Origin of the sequence: Streptomyces colwelliae (assembly GCF_048158785.1) — a bacterium.
Lineage (GTDB): Bacteria > Actinomycetota > Actinomycetes > Streptomycetales > Streptomycetaceae > Streptomyces.
In genome coordinates, this window is the sequence record NZ_JBLTJC010000085.1 from 1 (window position 1) to 18,807 (window position 18,807).

Sequence of the window (18,807 nt, forward strand, 5' to 3'; positions counted from 1 at the left end):
TACGAGGTTCTGGTGGGCCGTCAACTCCTGGGTGAGCTGGGTGGGTTGATCGGTGACCGGGTCAAGCGGGTCGCGGTCGTCCACCCCGAGGCGCTCGCCGAGACGGGTGAGGCGCTGCGTGCGGACCCAGCGCACGTCGGGGATGTGGTCGGCGAACGGGCGCAGGGTCTCGGGAGTCGCCTCGTCGTACCGGCCGGACACCAGCAGGGTCGGTGCCTCGACCCGATGCAGCCGGTCGATCACGGACCAGTCCTTCATGGTGCCGACGACATGGAACTCGTTCGGCCCGTTCATCGTGTGGTACACGGTCGGATCGGCCGCGATGTTCTCCCAAGTCGCCTGCACCTCGGGTGGGTTGGGGGTCATACGGCACACATGGCGTTCGTTGAAGACCTGCTCGGCGGCGAGGTAGTCGGGGTGGTCGGTGGTCCCGGCCGCCTCGTGGGCGAGCAGGGTCCGCTGGACCTCGGGCGGGAGCTGGGCGCGCAGTTCGGCCGCCGCCGCGAGCCACAGCCCCATGGACGCGGGGGAGTTGGCGATGACCAGCCCGCGCAGCCCGGCCGGCCGACGTACCGCGTGCTCGGCGGCGAGCATGCCGCCCCAGGACTGGCCGAGGAGATGGTAGGCATCCGCGATGCCCAACTCCTTGAGCAGATTGTCGAGTTCGTCGAGGAAGAGCTGGACGGTCCAGAAGTCGGCGCCCTCGTCGGGCAGGTGGGTGGACAGCCCGGTGCCGAGCTGGTCGTAGTGCACCACCTGGCGTCCCTGCTCGGCGATGCCCGCGATGCTGAGCGTGTAGTTGTGACCGGCGCCGGGTCCGCCGTGCAGGACGACCAGGGGTGTCCTGCCCGGTTCGCCCGTGATCCGGTACCAGGTGGACTTCCCGTTGAAGTCGACGGTGCCGGTGTGGTTCGGTTCGGGGATCGCCACGCGGTTGCCTCCCAGGCGCGCCGTTGAACAGGCGGGATTGCGGCCGGTCGTCGTACGGGACGAAGAGCTGGGACGAGGAGCTTCGACGACGGGCCGGACGAAAAGGATGTGACGGATGGCTGCGATAGTGATTGGGTAAAAGGTCAGCGCACAAGACCTTTTAGCGGGGGCTGGGCAAGACGTAACGGCGAGTTCACGTGGCCCGCCCGTGTTTACAGAAGCGGCATTGAAGGGGGAGGACAGCTGACATCCGTACCTGAGGCATCCGAAGCGGGGGACGAGTTCTCCCGCGTGCTCGACCGCGTCCTCCTCGGCGGCTCCCCGTCCTCCGCGCTGCGCCCGGTGCGGGTCGCCTCGGCGGTCGACGAGGTGTCCGACCGGCTGCTCACCGCGATCGCCGTCGGCGACTTCCTGCCCGGCGAACGGCTGCCGGCCGAGCGCGAACTCACCGGGCTGCTCCGGGTCAGCCGCCCCACCGTGCGCGAGGCGGTCGCCCGCCTCCAGGCCGTCGGCGTCGTCGAGATCCGCCGCGGCCGCAACGGCGGGACCTACGTCCGTGACAGCTGGACCGAGTCGACGGCGGCCGCGGTCCGGCACACGCTGCTGCCCCGCTGGGAGGAGTTCGAGCAGCTCTTCGACCTGCGGGGCCTGGTCGAGGGCCTGGTCGCCGCGACGGCGGCCCGACGCCGTAGCGCCAAGGACCTCGAACCCATGCGGGACGCCCTGTCCGCCTACCTCTCCGCGAGCACCCAGCGCGACGCGCACACCGCCGACAGCGCCTTCCACCAGGCCGTCCGTACCGCCACGGGCAACCCCCAGATCGTCATGCTCAGCCAGGACCTGCTGGCCCGGATCAGCCTCGGCTTCCCGGTCGAACCCTGGGGCAAGGGCGAACAGACCCACTTCCACCGGGGCGGCGAGGACCACAAGGCCCTGTACGAGGCCATCGCCGGGGGCGAGCCCGAGCGCGCCGAGGAGATCGCCCGGGGCCACTTCACGATCAGCGCCGACCTGATCCGCGAGGTGCTGGCGAGGGTCCGGGCGCACTAGAACGGCGTGTGGGCGCGGTGGTGGCCGTACTCCTCGCTATGTTCTGTCACAACATCAGACATTCGGAGCAAAAATGCCAAAAACGGATGAGCTGCTTGATGTGACGGAGACGGTGCTCCCGGCCGCCGTCCGCCCACCCGAGCGGCGGCGCCGCGCCCTCCGCAGACCTCCGCCGACCACGGCACTCGTCATCGCGCTCGGCCTGGCCGCGACCGTCCTCGCGCTGTCGGGCACGCCATGGCTGAACGACCCCGCCGTGGCGGCCTGGCGCACCGTCTGCCTCGCCATCACCGTGCAGGCGCTGCCCTTCCTCCTCCTGGGCACCGCCCTGTCCGGTGCCATCAACGCCTTCGTCCCGGCGGACCTGTTCACCAAGGTGCTGCCCAAGCGCCCCGCGCTCGCCGTCCCCGTCGCGGGCATCGCGGGCGCGGTCCTGCCGGGCTGCGAATGCGCGTCCGTGCCGGTCGCCAACAGCCTGATCCGCCGGGGCGTCACCCCGGCCGCGGCCTTCGCTTTCCTGCTCTCGGCGCCCGCGATCAACCCGATCGTGCTGACCGCCACCGCCGTCGCCTTCCCGGGCAGCCCCGCCATGGTGCTGGCCCGGCTCCTCGCCTCCCTCGCCACCGCCGCCGTCATGGGCTGGCTGTGGCTCTGGCTGGGGCGCGAGGAGTGGCTGCGGCCCGTCGTACGGCACGCCGGGCACCAGCCGGGGCACAGCCGCTTCACGGAGTTCCGGCTCGGCTTCCAGCACGACTTCCTGCACGCCGGCGGCTTCCTCGTCCTGGGCGCCATGGCCGCGGCCACCTTCAACGTGACCGTCCCGCGCTCGGTCCTCGACACCTTCTCCGGCTCGCCCTGGCTGTCCGTGCTGTTCCTGGCCGCACTCGCCGTCGTCCTCGCGGTCTGCTCCGAGGCCGACGCTTTTGTGGCGGCCTCACTCACAGGCTTCTCACCCACAGCCCGGCTGGCTTTCATGGTGGTCGGCCCCATGGTGGACCTGAAGCTGATCGCCCTTCAGGCGGGCACCTTCGGCCGGGCGTTCGCGGTGCGTTTCTCCACCGCGACCACCGTCGTGGCCGTGGCCGCCAGCGTTCTGATCGGAGGCGCCCTGCTGTGAAGCGCACCGCCCAAGTACTGCTCCTGGTCCTGACCGGCCTGGGCCTCCTGCACACCGCCCTCTTCACCGACCTCTACCTGCGCTACGTCAAGGAGGGCCTGCGCCCCCTCCTGATCGTCTCCGGCGTCCTCCTCCTGCTCCTGGGCCTGGCCCACGCGGCGTTCGACCGCAGCGCGGACGACGCGCACGACGACCACGGGCATGACCACGATCACGGCCATGGACACGACCACTCCACCGCCCCCCGCATCGCCTGGCTGCTCTTCCTCCCCGCGCTCAGCCTCCTCTTCTACGCCCCGCCCGCCCTCGGCGCCTACACGGCCTCCCACGCGGGCAGCGAGGCCGTCAAGCAGCGGAAGGGGTTCGCCGCACTGCCCGCGACCTCACCCCTGCCGATGACCCTCACCGACTTCACCACCCGGGTCCAGCAGGACAAGGAGCTGGCCATCAAGGGGCGCAGCGTCGAGATGACCGGGTTCGCGACGCCGGTCCGGGGCGGCGGCTGGGACCTGACCCGGATCATCTTCACGTGCTGCGCGGCGGACGCCCAGACCGTCAAGGTGCACATGTACGGCACCCCGGCCCCGCCCGCCAACACCTGGCTGGCCGTCACCGGCACCTGGCACACGCAGGGCACCCTCGGCACGGGAACCGCGGCGGCGGCCCTCGACGTCCACGCAACCCGGCACATCGCCCAACCGGTGAACGCCTTCACGGACGACCTACCCCTGACGCCGTCCTGAGACCGTCCTGAGAACCTGAACTCCGGCCGGCAGCAGGGGGGTTGTGTGTCCCCTCTGCCGGTTTCTCCCATGGGATTCATGTCCCGAACTCCTGGCATATCCGAGAGCTAACGGGTCATTGGGACACATGCGGTGTGAAGGCATGCTCGACGTGTAAATCATCTTGTCATGGACCTGCGATCCGACGGGCGGATCGCGGTCTCATGGAGGTGTTGGATGCACCGCAGACTCGCCACCGGTCTCGCCGCCTCAACTCTGGCTCTGGCAGCCGTAGTCGCCACCGCGACAGACGCCGCCGCCGCCCCCGCCGACAAGCCGCAGGTCCTCTCCAGCTGGACCCAGACCGCGGCGTCGAGCTACAACCTCTGGGTTGCGGCCCGCGCCAACCAAACCGCCTGGTCCGCCTACGCGTTCGACTGGTCCACCGACTACTGCTCCGACTCGCCCGACAACCCCTTCGGCTTCCCCTTCGCCACCTCCTGCGCCCGCCACGACTTCGGCTACCGCAACTACAAGGCCGCCGGCGCCTTCGACGCCAACAAGTCGCGGCTCGACAGCGCCTTCTACGCGGACCTCAAGCGCGTCTGCACCGCGTACGGCGGCGCCACCGCGACCACGTGCAACAGCACGGCGTGGACGTACTACCAGGCCGTCAAGGCCTTCGGCTGACGAACCGTCAACCGGGCACGGGATGCGGGACGTCGGCCTCGGCGTCCCGCAACTCGCTTTCCGGCAACGCCGGTTCACCCTTCTTCGGAACCGGCGTTCCCCGACCTGACCCGATCCCCCCCGACCAGCCTCGCGCCCCGTCAGCGCAACGCGTCGCGCAGCAGCCTGGCGTTCTTCACCGACTGACTCGACCCGGTGCGCCCGGCCACCGCCACGACCTCGGGGATCTCGCCCTTGGCGCCGCAGCGCGAGGCGCACAGGACGCCGAGGGAGAGGAACGCTCCCGCGCCCCGGACCGGCGTGTCCCGCAGCAGGCCGGGGAGGGCGGCCGAGAGGACGGACCACACGGTGCCGTAGGCGCCCGTGTCGGCCGCCGTGCGCAGTGTGTCGTGAGCGCGGTTCGACTCCAGCCACTGGGCGCGGATCAGCACCTCGATCTGCTCCCCGAGCAGTCCACCGTCCAGCTGACCCCGCGCGGCGAGGACCAGCAGGGCGTCCACCACCGTGTCCGGATCCAGCCTCATGTCGATCGCCAGCGCGAGGTGCACCGCGTACTCGGCGGGGCCCCCGGACTCCGCCACGAGCGGCAGGATTCCGGTCCTGCCCCGGCCGGCCTGAGGAGACTCCATGTAGTCACGGGCCATCAGTTCCTCGCGGTGGTGCGGCAGTTGAGCCACCCAGAAGGGCGCGGCCGGTTCCCCGAGCGAGGTCTTCCTCTTCGGATACGGCCCGAACAGGGCCGCCGCGGCAGGCGGGAAGGGCGGGTCGACGACCACCCCGGAGCGCAGGGGCGTACACCACATCTCCCACGAACTGACCGGCTTCCTCTCCCGCCACCCCTCCCGCGTCGAACTCTGGCGCGGCAGACCGCCCTCGCGCAGCCACCGCGCCAGCCGCTGTCCGGCGTCCGAACGCAGCTTCTCGGCCGCGCGCAGCACCTCCTCGCCCGACGCGTCCGAGCCATCGGGGACGGGGGTCACGCGCAACAGGGCCTGCGCCAGGTCGACCGGAGCGGGCGTGACCCCGAGATCCTCCAACTCCCCGATCCGCTCCACCAGTTCGGCCGCGTCCAGCGCGCCGGTGCTGTGGGTAGGCACGGCCAGCAGGAACGGCTGCGTGCCGGACTCGATGACGTCCATCGCTTCGGTCAGCCGCGCCATGAGCATGGCCCCGGGGAGGGAGGGGACGCGGGCGTACCGGCTGTCCCCGCGCCGATGGACGGCGTTCTCCCTCGGCTCGTCGCCCCGTACCGCCCTCGCCACGTCGTACAGATCGGACTGCGTGCAGTCGTACCTCTCGCGCGGTTTCCTGCGCACGACCGGACCCAGCGCCTCCGACAGCGCGCTCCGGTCGCGGTGGGCGTGGCGGACCAGTCCGTCCAGAGCGCGTTCGAACGGCACCACGTCCCAGTCGTTCGCGACGACCGCCGCGACCTCCTGAGCGACCTCGACGGCCGTCCCGATGGGCCCGGGCACCGGTCGGGGGCCGGTCAGGACGGGAAGGACGTCGGCGACCCGCTCGACGACGGTGAACTCCCCGGACACGCCGAGCAGTTCGGCGGCGCGTTCCGCGAGCCCGGGGCCGAGCCGCCCGGCCGCCGTCCGCAGGTCCGGCAACACCGCGTCCCCGGCGGTCTTCAGGTGCCGGGCGACCACGCCGAGGGCGCGCTCCTGCAAGGACGTGTCCCGGTGGTCGAAGGTCATCGCCACGTCGGCCAGGACGCGGGCGGCGAGCGTCGGGTCCCGTCGGATCTTCCGGTCGAGCCAGGCCAGTTGGGCACGGACGATCTTCTTCTCCGGCCGCGGCAGGACCCGTTCGCAGATCTCGGTCAGGACGTCGGGCTCCAGCAGCCCCGCCTCGTCCACCCCGGTCAGGGCCTCCTGGGCGTAGCCCGCCACCGGCAACGACCCGTCCAGCAGGGCCACATGGTCCCGGACGACGGACGTGTTCTCGGCCGGAGTGGGCGCCAGGGCACGCAGGAAAGCGAGGGGCGGTGCCGTCTCCATGCGGGTGCCGTCCTGGAGGAGACGGGCGAGCAGGGTCCCGACGAGCGCGGCCCGTTCGTCCGCGACCAGGGCGTGTTCATGCGGTGCGAGGGCGAGCGACTCCACGATTCCCGCGCCGTAGTGCGGGTGTGGCGGATCGTCGGCCAGGTCCGCGAAGAAGTTGCGGACGAGCTCCTCGCGGTCGATCAGGCCGTCGGCGACGAGACCGGTCAGCATGTCCAGCCAGTTCGGACGGCCGGCGACGAAACGCCCCGGGTGCGCCACGATCAGCGGCAGGAGGACGGGGGTGAAGTCGTCGGCGCGCAGCCGCTCCGTGAGGCTCGACCCCGGCGCCCCGCCCCGGAGATGACCGGGCCGCTCCCCGTGGTCGCCGGCCCGGTCGGGCAGCCAGTAGAAGAGGAACGGGTCCGACGTCGGCACCGGACAGCCCGTGGTGCGTACGACATGTTCCACGGTCCTGAGCCAGCCGGCGGTCAGCTTCGCCTCCGGGCCGTCGAGCCGCGCGATCAGCTCGGCCCGCCAGGCGACGGGGTACAGGTCCAGGACGTCGACCGTCCAGGCACCGGACGGGATCGCGTTCCTGTGCCGCGCGATCCAGTCGGCCGTGGCCCCGGGAGTGACCTGGCACCCCAGATCCGCGGCGTACCGGGCGGCGACCTCGTCCTGCGGCCGCTGGTACCGGGTCTCCTGTATCGCCTCCCGAAGATCCGCCGTGTCCTTCGCGTACCCGGCGCGCTGCTCCGGGGTCAGCGTGCCCAACTCCCCGACCACCGCGGCGAGATCGCCGGCTTCCACGAGTTCCAGCAGTCTCACAGTGCGGCCTCCGTCGTCTCGTCCCGGACCATGCGCGCCGCGAGGACGTGCTTGCAGGGGCCGCGTCCGCCCCGGTACTTCGCCCACCACAAACACGTGCAGCTGAGCTGCCCCGAGTCGTCGGCGCGGACCAGGTGGACCTGGTCGCCCTTCCCGACCCGGGTCAGTACGCCGTCGAGCCGGACCGCCCCGTCGGCGACCAGGGCCCGCGCTCCGCGCAGCCGGGGGTTGCGTGCCTCCGCGGCGCCCGCGTCGTAGGGCAGATGGCGGTGGAAGTACGCCTCCTCCGCGAGGTCGTAGCCGATCTGGCCGGACGCCCCCAGCACCGTCAGCGCGGCCCGGACCCGCTCGGGAGACAGTTCGGCCTGCCGGGACAGCTCGGACACGTCGATCCGCGGTTCCCAGGCCAGCAGCGCCGCGACGAGGTCCGCGTCGTCCGCCGCCGGGCCGCCCGCGAGGTCGTACAGGACGCCGCCCTCACCGGAGAACCCCCGTGTCGCGTCCTGCGAGAGCAGCAGCGTCAGCCGCATGCCCGGCAGCCCGACCTCCCACGCCACGGCCGTGGCCTGCCCCTCCGCGAGATCCGGGGCGTAGATCCGCAAGGTCGTGGCGTGCCGCAGGACTTGACGGAGCGTCAGCAACCGGTCGGGGCCGGGCAGGGACACGGCTCCGGGGGCCGGCCTGCTCGCGGGGCGCAGGGTGCGGCCCGCGGGTATCAGCCAGCGGGTCGTCCGGCTGCCGGCGCCCGACCGGGGCAGCGCACGCAGGACGGCGGTCGCCTCCGCCGCCGGCACCTCGGCGCGCAGGGTGAAGCCGGCCGCGAGCACCTGGGCCTCGGCGAAACCGCGCAGCCACCGTTCCGGCAGGGGGACCCGCTTCTCCACGAACCGGCCGTCGAACGTCCTGACCTCCAACTCGTCCGGTCCTACGGTCAGTTGCAGCGGGTCGAGGCCGCCGAGTCCGGCGAGCGCGCGCCGCAGCGGGAGGCTGATGTCGACGTTCGTGGTGCCGTGGCCGACGTCGTCGCCGTCGAGGCCGGGCGCGAGCACGTCGAGGCGGGCGTAGACACCGCAGCAGCCGGAGAAGGACTCCATCCGCAGCCGGTCGCCGTCGGCCGTCACCACCGGGTCCAGCGAGGCCGGCGCGGCCGGCCGGTAGTACCGGGCCGCCGCCACGTCAGCGACCGTCAGCAGTGCCGCCGCCGCGGCGGTCGGCGCGGTCAGAAAGCCGTGGAAGAACCGTGGATGGGCCACCTCACCGTCCGGCGTGGCACCCCCGGAAGTCTCCAGCGCGAGAGTGCGCCCGGCCGCGGACGCGCGTACGGCCGACGGGTGCAGGTAGGTATAGGACTGTAAAAGTGAGGTCACGCGGACACGCTATTGCGGGCCACTGACAGGGACCGTCGAAATCGGAAACGTGTACGAGGGTGAGGCGGCGCGGACGTCACACCGCGACGACCTCGACCCCCACCTCCTCGAACCGCCGCACCATGTCCGCCCCCACTGCCATGTCCGTCACCAGCGTGTTCACCGCCTGGGCCGAGCAGATCCGGGCGAACGCCCGCTGGCCGAGCTTGCTGGAGTCGGCCGCGACGATCACGCGCTCGGCACGCTCGCACAGCAGCCGGTTGATCGCGGCCTCCGCCTCGTCGTGCGCCGCCGCGCCGTGTGTCACGTCGAAGGCCACCACGCCGAGCACCGCCACGTCGACGGTGATCTGCGAGAGCACCCCGTCCGCGAGGGGGCCGACGAGTTCGTACGACTGCGGGCGCGCGACCCCGCCGGTCAGCACGATCTTGAACTGGGGCCGTACGGCAAGCTCGTTGGCGATGTTGAGCGCGTTGGTCACGACGGTCAGTGCGGGCGTCCCGGAGGTGAGGTCGCTGCGCACGGCGAGGGCGCGGGCCACCTCCGTGGTCGTCGTGCCGCCGGTCAGGCCCACCGCCTCGCCGGGCGCGACGAGTTCGGCGACCGCCTTGGCGATGCGCTCCTTCTCGGAGGCGTGCCGGGCGGTCTTGTAGCGCAACGGCAGTTCGTACGACACCCCGTGCACGACGGCGCCGCCCCGGGTGCGCACCAGCATCTGCTGCTCGGCGAGTTGGTCGAAGTCGCGGCGGATCGTCGCGGCCGACACCGCGAGGTCGGCCGCGGCCTCCTCGACATCGAGCCGGCCGCGCTCGACGAGCAGATCCAGCAGCGCCTTCCAGCGGGCGTCGCGCGACATCCGCACTCTCCGTTCCTCGTTTCTCCTCCTTGTTTCTCCGGCGACCCTAGCGCACACGATCCTCACTCAAATGCTTGATTGTGCTCGAAAACTCGCTATACCTTGCAGGAACAAGCATCAACGGGGAGGGGTCCGACATGACCTATGTCGAGGACGAGCTGACCAGCCAGCCGGAGTGCTGGATACGCGCCGCGTCGGAGGCGCCCCGACACCGGGACGCGTTGCCGGCACCGGGGGAGCGGGTCGCGATCGTCGGCTGCGGTACCTCGTACTTCATGGCCCAGGCGATCGCCGCCCTGCGCGAGGGAGCGGGCCAGGGTGAGACCGACGCCTTCGCCGCCTCGGAGTTCCCGCACGGGCGGACGTACGACCGGGTCCTCGCCCTCACCCGCTCCGGCACCACCACCGAAGTGCTGGAGCTCCTGCGGCAGTTGAGGGGGCGCACCCGCACCACCGCGATCACCGCCGACCCGCACACACCCGTCATGACGGCCGCGGACGAGGTCGTCGTGCTCGACTTCGCCGACGAACGGTCCGTCGTCCAGACTCGGTTCGCGACCACCGCGGTCACCCTGCTCCGCGCCCACCTGGGCCTGCACACCAGCGCCGTGGTCGCGGACGCCCGCACCGCGCTCGCCGCCGAACTGCCCCAACAGCTCGTCGCCTGCACCCAGTTCACCTTCCTCGGCCGCGGCTGGACCGTCGGGCTCGCCAACGAGGCCGGGCTGAAGATGCGCGAGGCCTCACTGTCCTGGACCGAGGCCTACCCGGCGATGGAGTACCGACACGGCCCGATCAGCATCACCACCCACGGCACCGCCACCTGGATGCTCGGCGAAGCACCCGAGGGACTCGCCCAACAGGTGGGCGCCACCGGCGGGTTGTGGATCGAGGGCGGTCTCGACCCCCTCGCCGAACTCGTCCGCGCCCAGCGCCTCGCGGTCGCCGTCGCCGCGTACCGCGACCTTGACCCCGACCGCCCGCGCCACCTCACCCGCTCGGTGATCCTCGCCCCCTGAAGCCCCGGTATTTCCGGACAGGACCCTCTGAATCCCGGAACCCCAGGGCAGGAAAGGACAGGCCGTGCCCCTCGTCACCACCGGCGAGCTCGTCACCCGCGCCGCGGAGGCCCGCTCCGCGGTCCCCGCCTTCAACATCATCACGCTGGAACACGTCGAGGCCGTCATCGCCGGCGCCGAGTCCACCGGCGCCCCCGTCGTCCTCCAAGTCAGCGAAAACGCCGTCAAGTTCCGCCACGGCCGCCTCCTCCCGCTCGCCCGCGCGGCCGTCGCCGCCGCCGAACGGGCCGCCGTACCCGTCGCGTTGCACCTCGACCACGTCCAGAGCGACGACCTGCTGCGGCAGGCGCACAGCGCCGGTTTCAGCTCCGTCATGTACGACGCGGCCCGCCTGCCCTACGCCGAGAACCTCGCCGCGACCCGCGCGGCCGCCGACTGGGCACACTCCCAAGGTCTGTGGATCGAGGCCGAGTTGGGAGAGGTCGGCGGCAAGAACGGTGAGCCGCCCCTCGACGCCCACGCACCCGGCGCCCGCACCGACCCCGCCCGGGCCCGCGCCTTCGTCGCCGACTCCGGCGTAGACGCGCTCGCCGTGGCCATCGGCAGCTCCCACGCCATGACCACCCGTACCGCCACCCTCGACCACGACCTCCTCAAGCGGCTCACCGCGACCCTGGACGTCCCCCTCGTCCTGCACGGCTCCTCAGGCGTCCCCGACGACGAACTGACCGCGGCCGTCGCCGGCGGCATCACCAAGGTCAACGTGGGCACGGCCCTCAACCTCGCGATGACCGGCGCGATCCGCGCCTTCCTCGCCGAACACCCCGAGGCGGTCGACTCCCGCACGTACCTGAGCGTGGGACGGGAGGCGATGGCGGGGGCGGTGGCCCGCATCATCGGAGTGCTCGCCGGAGGCGGTGCGGTTACCGCTTGACGGCCTTCAGCACCACGAACTTGGCGTCGCTGGCCACCAGTTGACTGTTGCCGAACAGCCGCTTCAGCTTCACGTGGTAGGCGAGATGACGGTTGCCGATCACCCACAGCTCACCGCCCGGCCGCAGCGCGCGCCGCGCCCCGGAGAACATCCGCCAGGCCGTCGCGTCGGTCGTCGCCTGGTGGGAGTGGAACGGGGGATTGTTCAGCACGAGGTCCACACTGTCGGCCGGAACCCCGACCAGCCCGTCCCCGACCCTGAACTCCGCCTGCCCCGGAACGCCGTTGGCCTTGTACGTCGCCTCCGCCGAGGCCACGGCCTGGAACGACTCGTCCACGAACAGGACTTCGGCCTCCGGATCGGCCAGCGACACCGCCGTACCGACGACACCGTTGCCGCACCCGAGGTCGACGACCTTGCCGAGCCCACGACTTGAGGGCAGGTGCTGGAGGAGGAAACGGGTGCCGATGTCGAGGCGTTCCGCGCAGAACACACCCGCGTGGTTGACCACGGTCCGGCCCGAGACGACACCGATGCCGTCGGGCAGGGCATAGCTGTGCGGCCAGGGGTTGGTGGCGCGGGCCGCCGACGACCGGGGCGTGCAGTGGATCAGCCGGGCCTTCTTCTCGGCCAGCGAGGTCCGGGTCGGGCCGAGGATCCGCTCGAACAGCTTCAGCGTCGAGGTGTGGATCTCCTTCACCATGCCGGTGCCGACGACGACCGTGTCCGCGTGCACCGCGGGCGCCAGCCGCAGCAACTGGTCCTCCAGCAGCGCGAGGCTCTTGGGCACCCGCACCAGCAGCACGTCGACGCGCTCGGGCGGCGGATCCTGGGTGGTGAGCAGCCGTACGGAACCCGCGTCGACCTCATTGCGCGCGAGGTTCGCCCTGGTCGCCTCCTGGGTCAGGAACGAGTCCGTGATCTGCACCGGACCGTACTCCGCGAGGGCCGTGGCCAGGGCACCCCAGCGGTCGCCCACGATCACGACCGTGCCGGACAGCGGGGTGTCCTGTTCCGCGAGATGCCGCAGAAGGTATTCGTCGGAGGCGTCCCAGGCGCGCAGCCGGTCGCGCTGGTCCTCGGGGAAGCGGGCCAGGGCGCGCTCGCCCCGCGGAGTCGTCATTCGGTCGATATGGTCGTCCATCGTGCGCCAAGGCTAACCGAGTGCCAGCTCATGGCCGGTCGGGGCAGGATGGGTCCATGGACGCCGAGCTGTTTCCGAGGGTTCGTACGGAGATCGCGCCGGGCGCGGTGCACGTGCCCGACTGGCTCTCCCCGGACCGCCAGCGCGACCTCCTGACGGCCTGCCGCGAGTGGGCCAGACCCCCCGCCGGACTGCGCACGGTCCACACCCCCGGCGGCGGCACGATGACCGCCCGGCAGGTGTGCCTGGGCTGGCACTGGTACCCGTACGCCTACTCCCGCACGGTGACCGACGGCGACGGCAGCCCGGTGAAGCCGTTCCCCACCTGGCTGGACGACCTCGGGCGACGGGCGGTCGCCGACGCACTGGGGGCGCCGACCGCGTCGTACGACATCGCACTGATCAATTTTTACGACGGCGACGCCCGCATGGGCATGCACCGCGACAGCGACGAACAGTCCGACGCCCCCGTGGTGTCCCTCAGCCTCGGCGACACCTGCGTCTTCCGCTTCGGCAACACCGAGACCCGTACGAAGCCGTACACGGACGTCGAGTTGAGGAGCGGCGACCTGTTCGTGTTCGGGGGCGCGTCGAGGCTGGCGTATCACGGGGTACCGAGGGTGTACGAGGGCACGGGGCCGGGGGAGTTGGGGCTGAGGGGGAGACTGAACGTGACGCTGAGGGTCAGTGGCTTCTGAGCAGGGGATGCGTTTCGAAGGGGCGCGGGGAACTGCGCGACCAGCCCCCACCGGCCGCCACTGTGAACACGACCCCCAGCGGCCCTTTGTACGGATCATGGGAGACTCGCCCTCATGAGCGGCAAGGCGGACCCCCGGCCGGCGGGGGAAGGAACCACCTCAAGGGCACGACTGGACCGGGGCCGCGGAGCGCTCGGCCCCGCACTGGAACTCGTGCACACCGGCCGCGCCCCCACCCGCGCCGTACTCACCGCCGAACTGGGGGTGACCCGGGCGACGGCCGGCGCGGTGGCCGCCGAACTGGAGGCACTGGGCCTGATCAGGGTCGACGCCAGGCCCGGCGCGGCAGCCGGTTCGCAGGGACGCCCCTCGCACCGGCTCGCGCTGGCCGAGGACGGCCCCGTCGTACTCGCCGCCCAGGTGCACGCCGACGGCTTCCGCGCCGCGCTGGTCGGGCTCGGCGGCCAGATCGTCGCGACCGCACCCGGCTGCGAGACCGTCGACGCCGACCCGGCGAAGGTGCTCGGCTCGGTGGTGGAGGCCGGCGCGGATCTGCTGCGCGAGACGGGCCGGCGGTGCGTGGGCGCCGGGCTCGCCGTGCCCTCCGCCGTGGCCGAACCCGAAGGACTGGCGCTGAACCCTCTCCACCTGGCCTGGCCCGCGGGCGCGCCCGTGCGGCGGATCTTCGCCGAGTGCGTGCGCGCGGCCGGCCTCACCGGACCCGCGTTCGCGGGCAACGACGTCAACCTCGCCGCGCTCGCCGAGCACCGGCACGGCGCGGGACGCGGCGCCCGCGACCTGCTGTGCGTGGCGACCGGACACCGGGGTGTCGGCGGCGCGCTGGTGCTCGACGGGCGTCTGCACACCGGGAGTTCGGGCCTCGCGCTCGAAGTCGGACACCTCACCGTCAACCCCGAGGGCCGCCCCTGCCACTGCGGCAGCCGCGGCTGCCTCGACGTCGAGGCCGACCCGCTCGCCTTCCTCACGGCCGCCGGTCGCGAACCCGGCCCCGAGGTCTCCCTGCTCCAGGAGTCCAACGAACTGATCCGCCACCACTACGACGACCCGTCCGTCCGGAAGGCCGCCGAGACCCTGATCGACCGGCTCGGCCTTGGCCTCGCGGGCCTGGTGAACATCCTCAACCCCGACCGGATCATCCTCGGCGGACTGCACCGCACCCTCCTCGACGCCGACCCGGACCGGCTGCGCGCTGTCGTCGCCGACCGGAGCCTGTGGGGACAGAGCGGGGGCGTGCCGATCCTCGCGTGCACCCTGGACCACAACAGCCTGGTCGGGGCAGCCGAGTTGGCGTGGCAGCCGGTGCTCGACGACCCGCTGGCGGCGCTGTCCTGACAGCGGACGGTGCCGCCCGGCTCTCGCCCGGCAGACACGTGGAAAAGGTGTGTGGTGGGCCCGTTGGGTCCGCGACCCGAGTGGGTCTATCGTCGGAAACCTAAGGCCAGAGGATGGAGGCGGCCGGTGATGCCGCAGGACGAGGCCGTGATCGGATGCACGGGAGAGGTGATCATCGAGACCCGCGGAAGCGCGGGTCCCGGCGAGATCCTCGTGCGGGTCCGTGGCGGCTCCGAGACGTTCCTGGCCTGGTCGGATGATCCCCTGCCCACGGGGGCCAGGGTGCTCGTGATCGAGTCCCGTGGACGTCGTGCCGTGCACGTCATCGAGTGGGCGGATCCATTGGACGCGCTGGGCGGCGAACCCGCCGGCGCAGAGTGAGGAGCAAGACATGTTCGGTTACCGCGTTCCCGCCCCCGATGAGGCGATGCTGATCTCGGGTGGCAGGCGGGGACTGGGGGGCGCGCCGTTCCGAGTGGTGACGGGGCACGGAAAGTTCGTGCTGCCGGTTTTCCGCAAGACCCGTTTTCTCACGCTGTCGATGTGCGAGGCCGAGGTCACCGAGACCTGTGTGACCCGCCAGGGCATCGCGCTGCACGTCCGCGCCGTGATCGCGTTCAAGGTCGGCAACGACACCGAGAGCATCATCAACGCGGGCCAGCGGTTCCTCTCCGACCAGGACCAGATGTCGGTGTTGACCGGCCGCATCTTCGCCGGTCACCTGCGGTCCATCATCGGCTCGATGACGGTCGAGGAGATCGTCACGGAGCGGCAGAAGCTCGCCGCCGAGGTGCTGGACACGTCAAAGGTCGAGATGGCGAAGATCGGCCTGATCGTGGACTCGCTACAGATCCAGTCGATCGACGACGGCGAGGTCGGCTACATCGAGGCCATGTCCGCGCCGCACAAGGCGGCCATCCAGCGGCAGGCCCAGATCGCCCAGGCCCAGGCCACCCAGGCCTCGGTCGAGGCGGAGCAGGTCGCGGCCCGCAACCAGGCCGAGTACGCCCGGCAGACCGCGGTGGTCAAGGCGGAGTACTCGGCCGAGGTGGACCGCGCGCAGGCGCAGGCCGCGCAGGCCGGACCGCTCGCGCAGGCCCACGCCCAGCAGGAAGTGCTCGCCGCGCAGACCGAACTGGCCCAGCGCCAGGCCGAGTTGCGCCAGCAGCAGCTGGTCGCCGAGATCGTCAAGCCGGCCGAGGCCGAGGCCCAGCGGATCAAGCTGCTCGCCATTGCCGAGGCGGACCGCATGAAGATCCAGGCCGAGGCGGCGGCCTCCTACGACCGGGTCGCGCTCGACCGGATGCTGATCGACCAGCTCCCGCAGATCGTGAAGGAAGCGGCGGGGGGTCTTGCGGGCGCGAATGTCAACGTCCTCAACGGTGCGGATGGTCTCGGCGAGATCGCCGCGGGCCTTGTTTCGCAGGGGTTGACGATTCTGGACTCGGTGCGGGGGAATCTGAGCGGGTCGGACCCCGACGGGCGTCGTCCCGGTGACGAGGTCAAGAACCTGCTCCAGTTGCAGGCGAAGAAGGACGACAAGAAGAACGACGGGCCGGTTGACCTGGACTAGGTGCTCCGCTGGGAGTTGTGGGGCGGTGTGCGTTGTCGGTTTGCTGCGGCGCCGTTGTGGCTGGTCGCGCAGTTCCCCGCGCCCCTTTCGGGGCGCTGCAGCACAGGCCGTCGCCCCTACGGCGCTGTCAGGCTCCACAGGGCCGACACCAGTGGGCGGCGCAGGTCTGCCCGTCGTACGCACAGGCCGATCGGGAACGGCTCCGGTGGTGGGTCCGCCGGGATTACCGCCAGCCGTTCCCGTACGGCGCTGTTGTCGAGGACGAGGCGGGGTACCACTCCCGTCCCGCAGCCCAGGGCGACCAGGGTCAACAGGCCTTCGTGGCCGTCCGGTTCGCAGGCCACGTCGGGTGTCGTGCCCTGGGTGCGGAACCAGCGGTCGGCGGCCTCGCGGACCAGGCCCCGGTGCGGGAGGACGAACGGGCCGTCTAGATCCGGGTCGGGGCGGTCGTGGGCGGTGACCAGGACCAGTTCGGTCACCGCGACCGTCCGGCTCACCAGCGGCTCCGGCAGCCGCGCCGGGATGCCGGCGACCGCGACGTCCACTTCGCCCTCGTCGAGGCGGGCCAGCGCGGCCGCCGCGTCGCCGGTGCGCAGATCGAGGCGTACCTGGGGATGCGCGGCCCGGAAGGGCGCCAACAGGTCGGGCAGCAGCCCCTGGCAGGCGGTCACCGTGGCGAACAGGGCGAGTCTGCCGGTGAGTTCGGCCGGGTCGGGATGCTCCTCGCGGTAGGCGCGCCACAACTCCAGTGACTGGACGGCGTATTCACGGAAGCGGTGCCCCTCCGCCGTCAGTGAGACTCCGCGCGTCCCGCGGTCGAAGAGTCGGTGTCCGAGGTCGGCCTCCAGTCGCTGCACGGTCCGCGTGAGCGTCGCCGGACTGACATGGCAGTCGAGACTGGTCCGCCCGAAGTTCAGCGTCTGCGCCAGATGTAGGAAAAGCCGTAGCTCCCGGTGGTCGTCCCGCATACCGTGACCTGGCCCTTTCAGCGGGTGCAACAGTCCGCTGCACAAGTTGCGCTTGCCGCAACACTCGCCGGGAGCCTACAACTCCACCATGACCTCGACCACGTACACCTCCGCCGTCTTCACCCTCGAAACGATGGACGTGCCCGGCGGCACGGAGACCATCCTGCGCGGCGGCCGGCACCTCTTCCCGCTGCTCCCGCAGGCCTTCGCCGGCGTCCGCCGTATCGGCGTCATCGGCTGGGGCCCGCAGGGCCGCGCCCAGGCCCGCAACCTGCGGGACTCCCTCGCCGGTACGGACATCCGGGTGAGCGTCGGCCTGCGCCCCGGCTCGGCGTCCGCGGCCGACGCCCGCGCGCACGGCTTCACCGAGGAGGACGGCACGCTCGGCGACTGGCTCGCGGTCACCGCCGACAGCGACCTGGTGATCCTGCTGATCGCGGACGCGGCCCTCGCCGCCCACCACGAGCAGATCTTCGGGGCGTTGAAGCCCGGCGCCACCATCGGCCTCTCGCACGGCTTCCTGCTCGGTCATCTCCGGGAGACCGGCGGGGAGTTCCCGCCCGGACACGGCGTGATCGCCGTCTGCCCCAAGGGCATGGGCGACTCCGTGCGGCGACTCTACGAGCAGGGCGCGGAGATCAACGGCGCGGGCATCAACAGCAGTTACGCCGTCCACGCCGACCCCGACGGCAACGCCACCGACCACGCGCTCGGCTGGTCGGTCGCGCTGGGCTCGCCGTACACCTTCCGCACCACCCTGGAGAGCGAGTACCGCTCCGACATCGTCGGCGAACGCGCCATCCTGCTCGGCGCCGTCCACGGCATCGTCGAGAGCCTCTTCACGCGCCACCGCCTGAGCGGCGACGACGCGGTGACCGCGTACGAGCGCTCCTGCGAGAACGTCACCGGACCCATCGCCCGCACCATCTCCCAGGCCGGACTCCGCGCCGTCCGCGAGGAGTTGGACCCGGCCGGACGGGAGGTCTTCGACCGTGCGTACTCGGCGACCTACGGCCCCGCCCGCGAGATCGTCGCCGAGATCTACGACGAGGTCGCCGACGGCACCGAACTGCGCAGCGTGGTTCTTGCCGAACGGCGGCTCGGGGCACGGGAGATGAGCGGGATCGGCGGTTCCCCGATGTGGGCCGCGGGAGTGGAGGTGCGGGCGCGCCGGGCCCAACGGGCCCTGTCCGTCGAGCCGTTCACCGCCGGGGTGTTCGTGGCGACGATGACCGCCCAGGTCGACGAGTTCGCCGAGCGCGGCCACCCCTGGTCGGAGATCGTCAACGAGTCCGTCATCGAGGCGGTGGACTCCCTGCTGCCCTACATGCACGCCCGCGATGTGGCATACATGGTCGACAACTGCTCCCGTACGGCCCGTCTGGGCGCCCGCCGTTGGGGCCCCCGCTTCCAGGCGGCCTACGAGCAGATCGCCTACCCCGCGTCCGAACTCCCGGCGGACGGAGCCCTGTTGGAGGCCTTCGACACCCACCCCATGCACGAGGCCCTGGCCGCGGCGGCGAAACTGCGGCCCTCCGTGGACATCTCCGTGGCCTGACGGTTCATT

16 protein-coding genes and 2 pseudogenes are annotated in these 18,807 nt (G+C 71.6%); 12 read left to right on the top strand and 6 right to left on the bottom strand.

Annotated features, from left to right (window positions below; genetic code table 11):
* A pseudogene (locus tag ACNFOC_RS19505) lies at nucleotides 1–141 on the top strand (3-dehydroquinate synthase); the annotation flags it as partial.
* Here ACNFOC_RS19505 and ACNFOC_RS19510 read toward each other — a convergent pair.
* Nucleotides 127–930, bottom strand: a pseudogene (locus tag ACNFOC_RS19510) (proline iminopeptidase-family hydrolase); the annotation flags it as partial. The pseudogenes ACNFOC_RS19505 and ACNFOC_RS19510 overlap by 15 nt on opposite strands.
* A gap of 291 nt (nucleotides 931–1,221) precedes the next feature.
* On the opposite strand from ACNFOC_RS19510, the gene ACNFOC_RS19515 reads away from it, so the two are divergent.
* From ACNFOC_RS19515 to ACNFOC_RS19530, 4 genes are all read left to right on the top strand, one after another.
* Nucleotides 1,222–1,980, top strand: a complete 759-nt coding sequence (locus ACNFOC_RS19515; RefSeq protein WP_416960358.1) for a FadR/GntR family transcriptional regulator — start codon at nucleotides 1,222–1,224, stop codon at nucleotides 1,978–1,980.
* Nucleotides 1,981–2,053: 73 nt separating this feature from the next.
* Nucleotides 2,054–3,097, top strand: a complete 1,044-nt coding sequence (locus ACNFOC_RS19520; RefSeq protein WP_416960359.1) for a permease — start codon at nucleotides 2,054–2,056, stop codon at nucleotides 3,095–3,097.
* A complete protein-coding gene (locus ACNFOC_RS19525; RefSeq protein WP_416960360.1) occupies nucleotides 3,094–3,840 on the top strand; it encodes a TIGR03943 family putative permease subunit in 747 nt (248 codons plus the stop codon). The genes ACNFOC_RS19520 and ACNFOC_RS19525 overlap by 4 nt, the downstream gene beginning before the upstream one ends.
* Before the next feature lie 216 nt (nucleotides 3,841–4,056).
* Nucleotides 4,057–4,509, top strand: coding sequence for a phospholipase (locus ACNFOC_RS19530; protein ID WP_416960361.1), 453 nt, complete (start codon nucleotides 4,057–4,059; stop codon nucleotides 4,507–4,509).
* A 140-nt stretch (nucleotides 4,510–4,649) separates the two neighbouring features.
* On the opposite strand, the gene ACNFOC_RS19535 is transcribed toward ACNFOC_RS19530, so the two are convergent.
* The 3 genes from ACNFOC_RS19535 to ACNFOC_RS19545 form a co-directional block, all read right to left on the bottom strand.
* Nucleotides 4,650–7,328 (bottom strand): DUF6493 family protein, encoded by a 2,679-nt coding sequence (locus ACNFOC_RS19535; RefSeq protein ID WP_416960362.1) that lies wholly within the window; start codon nucleotides 7,326–7,328, stop codon nucleotides 4,650–4,652.
* Entirely contained in the window at nucleotides 7,325–8,695 is a 1,371-nt protein-coding gene (locus ACNFOC_RS19540) for an SWIM zinc finger family protein (RefSeq protein ID WP_416960363.1), read from the bottom strand. Before ACNFOC_RS19540 ends, ACNFOC_RS19535 begins: the two co-directional genes overlap by 4 nt.
* Nucleotides 8,696–8,771: 76 nt before the next feature.
* Nucleotides 8,772–9,551 (bottom strand): DeoR/GlpR family DNA-binding transcription regulator, encoded by a 780-nt coding sequence (locus ACNFOC_RS19545; RefSeq protein WP_416960364.1) that lies wholly within the window; start codon nucleotides 9,549–9,551, stop codon nucleotides 8,772–8,774.
* A gap of 137 nt (nucleotides 9,552–9,688) precedes the next feature.
* Between ACNFOC_RS19545 and ACNFOC_RS19550 the strand changes: the two genes are divergently transcribed.
* The gene (locus ACNFOC_RS19550; protein WP_416960365.1) at nucleotides 9,689–10,570 is read left to right on the top strand and encodes an SIS domain-containing protein; all 882 of its coding nucleotides are present in this window, start codon (nucleotides 9,689–9,691) and stop codon (nucleotides 10,568–10,570) included.
* Between the two features lie 64 nt (nucleotides 10,571–10,634).
* Nucleotides 10,635–11,504 carry a class II fructose-bisphosphate aldolase gene (locus ACNFOC_RS19555; protein WP_416960366.1) on the top strand — a complete coding sequence of 290 codons (870 nt, stop codon included), beginning with the start codon at nucleotides 10,635–10,637 and terminating at the stop codon, nucleotides 11,502–11,504.
* Here ACNFOC_RS19555 and ACNFOC_RS19560 read toward each other — a convergent pair.
* Complete coding sequence (locus ACNFOC_RS19560; RefSeq protein WP_416960367.1) at nucleotides 11,494–12,627, bottom strand: methyltransferase; 1,134 nt, start codon at nucleotides 12,625–12,627, stop codon at nucleotides 11,494–11,496. The genes ACNFOC_RS19555 and ACNFOC_RS19560 overlap by 11 nt on opposite strands.
* A gap of 77 nt (nucleotides 12,628–12,704) precedes the next feature.
* On the opposite strand from ACNFOC_RS19560, the gene ACNFOC_RS19565 reads away from it, so the two are divergent.
* From ACNFOC_RS19565 to ACNFOC_RS19580, 4 genes are all read left to right on the top strand, one after another.
* On the top strand, nucleotides 12,705–13,346 hold the full coding sequence (locus ACNFOC_RS19565) for an alpha-ketoglutarate-dependent dioxygenase AlkB family protein (RefSeq protein ID WP_416960368.1): 642 nt from the start codon (nucleotides 12,705–12,707) through the stop codon (nucleotides 13,344–13,346).
* A 114-nt stretch (nucleotides 13,347–13,460) separates the two neighbouring features.
* Nucleotides 13,461–14,699: an ROK family protein gene (locus tag ACNFOC_RS19570; RefSeq protein WP_416960369.1), complete on the top strand. Its 1,239-nt coding sequence runs from the start codon at nucleotides 13,461–13,463 to the stop codon at nucleotides 14,697–14,699.
* A gap of 129 nt (nucleotides 14,700–14,828) precedes the next feature.
* Complete coding sequence (locus ACNFOC_RS19575) at nucleotides 14,829–15,080, top strand: NfeD C-terminal domain-containing protein (protein ID WP_384149240.1); 252 nt, start codon at nucleotides 14,829–14,831, stop codon at nucleotides 15,078–15,080.
* A 10-nt stretch (nucleotides 15,081–15,090) separates the two neighbouring features.
* On the top strand, nucleotides 15,091–16,272 hold the full coding sequence (locus ACNFOC_RS19580; RefSeq protein WP_399002710.1) for an SPFH domain-containing protein: 1,182 nt from the start codon (nucleotides 15,091–15,093) through the stop codon (nucleotides 16,270–16,272).
* A 116-nt stretch (nucleotides 16,273–16,388) separates the two neighbouring features.
* Here the strand turns inward: ACNFOC_RS19580 and ilvY are convergent, their stop codons facing one another.
* Complete coding sequence (gene ilvY / locus ACNFOC_RS19585; protein WP_416960370.1) at nucleotides 16,389–17,240, bottom strand: HTH-type transcriptional activator IlvY; 852 nt, start codon at nucleotides 17,238–17,240, stop codon at nucleotides 16,389–16,391.
* 88 nt (nucleotides 17,241–17,328) lie between these two features.
* On the opposite strand from ilvY, the gene ACNFOC_RS19590 reads away from it, so the two are divergent.
* Entirely contained in the window at nucleotides 17,329–18,798 is a 1,470-nt protein-coding gene (locus tag ACNFOC_RS19590) for a ketol-acid reductoisomerase (RefSeq protein ID WP_416960371.1), read from the top strand.
* Nucleotides 18,799–18,807 lie beyond the last annotated feature (9 nt).